Source organism: Pseudoxanthomonas sp. LjRoot204_2 (assembly GCF_056175765.1).
The window spans coordinates 1-3,890 of record NZ_JBGFFG010000326.1; the positions used below are offsets into that span (position 1 = coordinate 1).

General features: G+C 68.5%; 3 protein-coding genes. 2 read left to right on the top strand and 1 reads right to left on the bottom strand.

The features are described 5' to 3' along the window. On the bottom strand, window positions 1-611 hold a 611-nt coding region (gene rpsB, locus AC04L7_RS13995), incomplete at its 3' end, for a 30S ribosomal protein S2 (RefSeq protein ID WP_475513231.1). Window positions 612-927: 316 nt separating this feature from the next. Here rpsB and map point away from each other — a divergent pair. Both map and glnD read left to right on the top strand, forming a co-directional pair. Continuing rightward, window positions 928-1,704: a type I methionyl aminopeptidase gene (map, locus tag AC04L7_RS14000; protein WP_296280397.1), complete on the top strand. Its 777-nt coding sequence runs from the start codon at window positions 928-930 to the stop codon at window positions 1,702-1,704. Between the two features lie 35 nt (window positions 1,705-1,739). Beyond that, window positions 1,740-3,890 (top strand): [protein-PII] uridylyltransferase (gene glnD, locus AC04L7_RS14005; protein ID WP_475513232.1); only part of this gene is annotated, 2,151 nt, incomplete at its 3' end.

The following is a 3,890-nucleotide window of genomic DNA, read 5'->3' on the forward strand; positions in this document are numbered from 1 at the left end:
TCGTTGCCCGGGATGGCGTAGTCGACCAGGGCCGGGTCGTAGTTCGAGTCGACCACCGCGATCACCGGGATGCCGAGCTTCTTGGCTTCCTTGATGGCGATGTCTTCATGGCCGATGTCGATGACGAACAGGGCGTCCGGCAGGCGGTTCATTTCCTTGATGCCGCCCAGCGAGGCCAGCAGCTTCTCGCGCTCGCGGCGCAGGCCCAGCACTTCGTGCTTGACCAGCTTCTCGAAGGTGCCATCGGTTTCGGCGGCTTCCAGTTCCTTCAGGCGGGCGACCGACTTCTTCACGGTGGCGAAGTTGGTCAGCGTGCCACCCAGCCAGCGCTGGGTCATGAACGGCATGCCGCAACGCTCGGCTTCTTCCTTCACCGCTTCGCGCGCGCTGCGCTTGGTGCCCAGGAAAAGGATGGTGCCGCGCTTCTGCGCGACGCCCGAGATGAAGTTCATCGCGTCGTTGAACAGCGGAACGGTCTTCTCGAGGTTGATGATGTGGATCTTGCCGCGGGCACCGAAGATGTACGGCGCCATCTTGGGGTTCCAGTAGCGGGTCTGGTGGCCGAAATGGACGCCGGCTTCCAGCATCTGGCGCATGGTGACTTGGGGCATTGCATGACTCCTGATAAGGAACCCACCGCCAGGCAAAGGAAGGCGGTGCCCGTGAGGGCGGGGTTCCGGGGTTGGGCCTCCCTGCGGCATCCGTGTCCGAACCCTCCAGCGAAGGGCACCCCGGCACGGGTTGAGGCAGCAGGTGTGGATTCGTCGGTGTCGCCCGACGTGGGCGGTCCGGCCGGGCAGGCCAGGACGCGAAGCCGCGGGAGTATAGCGGGGTTCGCCCGGTGGCGGCAAACCGGGTGGAGTCGCGGGGAGGGCGCTGGTGGCCCGAGCCGTTCAGCCCGCGCGCCAAATGGGGGATAATCGGCCAATGGCCATCCAGCTCAAGACCCCCGAAGACCTCGCCCAGATGCGCATCGCCGGCCGCCTCGCCGCCGAGGTGCTGCAGGTGGTCGCCCCGCATGTGAAGCCGGGCGTGACCACCGCGGAACTGGACCGCATCTGCCACGATCACATCGTCAACGTGCAGCAGGCGATTCCCGCCAACGTGGGCTACAAGGGCTTCCCGGCGACGGTCTGCACCTCGGTCAACAACGTCATCTGCCATGGCATCCCCAGCGAGGGGAAAGTGCTGAAGGACGGCGACATCGTCAACATCGACGTCACCGTCATCAAGGATGGCTGGCACGGCGATACCAGCCGCATGTACATCGTGGGCACGCCGTCGGTGATGGCCAGGCGCCTGGTGGACGTGACCCGCGAGGCCATGTTCCGCGGCATCCGCGCGGTGAAGCCGGGCGCCACCCTGGGCGATGTGGGCCACGCGATCCAGCAGTACGCGGAATCCGAGCGCTTCAGCGTGGTGCGCGAGTACTGCGGCCACGGCATCGGCAAGGTCTACCACGACGAGCCGCAGGTGCTGCACTACGGCCGCCCGGGCGAGGGCGTGGTGTTGAAGCCGGGCATGACCTTCACCATCGAGCCGATGATCAACGAGGGTGCGCGCCATACCCGCGTGCTGCCGGACGGCTGGACCGTGGTGACCAAGGACCGCAAGCTTTCGGCGCAGTGGGAACATACCGTGGCGGTGACCGAGGATGGCGTCGAGATCCTGACCCGCGTGCCGGGCGACGACAACGACCTGTGAGTACCCCGACAGCCGCGAACGGACAGGCGACGCGGCTGCCGGACATCGGCCCGGGCGTTGCCGATGACGCGGCCTGGTCGGCGGCGGCACGCGCGTCGCTGGGCCATACCGATGCCCGGCTGGACAAGCGCTTCGACCAGGACGACGGTATGGACCGCATCCTCGCGCTGCGTGCGCGGGCGGTCGATCACCTGCTGAAGGATGCGTGGCTGCGCTGCATTCCGCCGGAGGCGCCGATGGCGTTGTTCGCGGTGGGAGGCTATGGCCGGGGCGAGCTGTTTCCGCATTCGGACGTCGACGTGCTGGTCCTGGCGGCGCCCCACGTGCAGCAGGCGCATCACGGCGCCGTGGCGCGCCTGTTTGCGCTGTTGTGGGACGCCGGACTGCCGATCAGCCACAGCGTGCGCTCGGCGGGCGAATGCACGGCTGCGGCCGCCGCCGACCAGAGCGTGCTGACCGCGCTCATCGAGGAGCGCCTGATCGTCGGCGAGCCTGTCGACGAAGGGCTGCTGATCGATGCCATCGGCCCGGCCCGGGTCTGGCCACCGCGGGATTTCTTCGTCGCCAAGCGCGAGGAACTGCGCATCCGCCACGCGCGGTTCGGCGACACCTCCGACAACCTGGAGCCCAACATCAAGGAAGGCCCGGGCGGCCTGCGCGACCTGCACACCCTCGGCTGGATGGCGCTGCGCACGTTCGGTGTGCGCGATCTCGAGGCGCTGGTGGGACTGGGGCATCTGGGCCCGGACGAAGCCGCGGCGCTGGCGCGCGAACGCCGCGCGCTGGGGCGCCTGCGCTATGGCCTGCACCGGGTGGCGAACCGGCCGGAGGAGCGCCTGCGGTTCGATTACCAGAAGACGCTGGCGCAGCGGCTCGGGTTCGCCGACGACGAGGAAAGCCTCGGCGTCGAGAAGATGATGCAGGGCTTCTACCGCAGCGCGGCCATCGTGCGCCGCATCAGCGACCGCCTGCTGCAACGCTTCGAGGAGCAGTTCGACGGCGAGGCGCTGCCCGAGCCGCTGGACGGGCAGTTCGCTCTCCGTCGCGGCTACCTGGCCGCACGTGAAGGCGCCTGGCCGGCGAACGATGTCGGCCAGGTGTTCGCGCTGTTCGCGGTGTGGGCCGCCCATCCGCAGGTACGCGGGCTGCATTCGCGCACGGCGCGCGCGCTGGCGGAGTCGCTTCCGAAGCTTTCGGCGTATCCCGCCGCCGGCAAGGAACAGCGCGATGCATTCATGGCGTTGCTGCGTGGTCCGCGAGCGATGGAAACGCTCACCCGCATGGCGCGCCTCGGCGTGCTGGGGCAATGGATTCCCGCGTTCGCGCGCGTGTCCGGACGCATGCAGTTCGACCTGTTCCATGTCTACACCGTCGACCAGCACACGCTGATGGTGTTGCGGAACATCGCCGCCTTCGCCGCGGGTCGCGCTGACGAGCGCTTCTCGATCGCGCACGAGGTCTGGCCGCGCCTGCGCAAACCCGAGTTGCTGCTGCTGGCCGGCCTGTTCCACGACATCGCCAAGGGCCGTGGCGGCGACCATTCGGAACTGGGCGCGGTGGATGCGCGCGAATTCTGTTCCGCCCACGGGCTCAGCGAGTCAGACACCGCCCTGGTGGCGTGGCTGGTGGAGCAGCACCTGCGCATGTCGGTGACGGCGCAGAAGCAGGACATCTCCGATGCGGACGTGATCCACGCCTTCGCCGCGCTCGTCGAGGACCGCGAGCGCCTCGACTATCTTTACCTGCTGACCTGCGCCGACATCGCCGGCACCAGCCCGAAGCTGTGGAATGCGTGGAAGGACCGCCTGCTCGCCGACCTGTACTTCGCCGCGCGCCGCGTGCTGCGCGAAGGCCTGGAGAATCCGGTGGCGGTGGATGAACGCCTGGACGAGGCGCGCGGCAGCGTGCGCGCCATGCTGGAACTGCAGGGCCTGTCCGCGGCGCAGGCTGATGCGCTGTTCACCACCATGCCCGAAGAAAGCTTCCTGCGCTTCCGCCCCGAACAACTCGCCTGGCAGACGCATGCGATCCGCGGTGCGTCGGCAGGCGAAACGCGCGTGCGTGCGCGCCGCATCGCCGACGATGCCGACGCCATGGAAGTCTTCGTGCATTCGCCCGACCGGGACGGGCTGTTCGCGGCCATCCTCGCCACCCTGGACCGCATGGGCTTCGCGATCCACCAGGCG

Excerpts from the sequence above, each read along its gene's own strand:
- map (WP_296280397.1), top strand. The coding sequence starts at position 928 with ATGGCCATCCAGCTCAAGACCCCCGAAGACCTCGCCCAGATGCGCATC.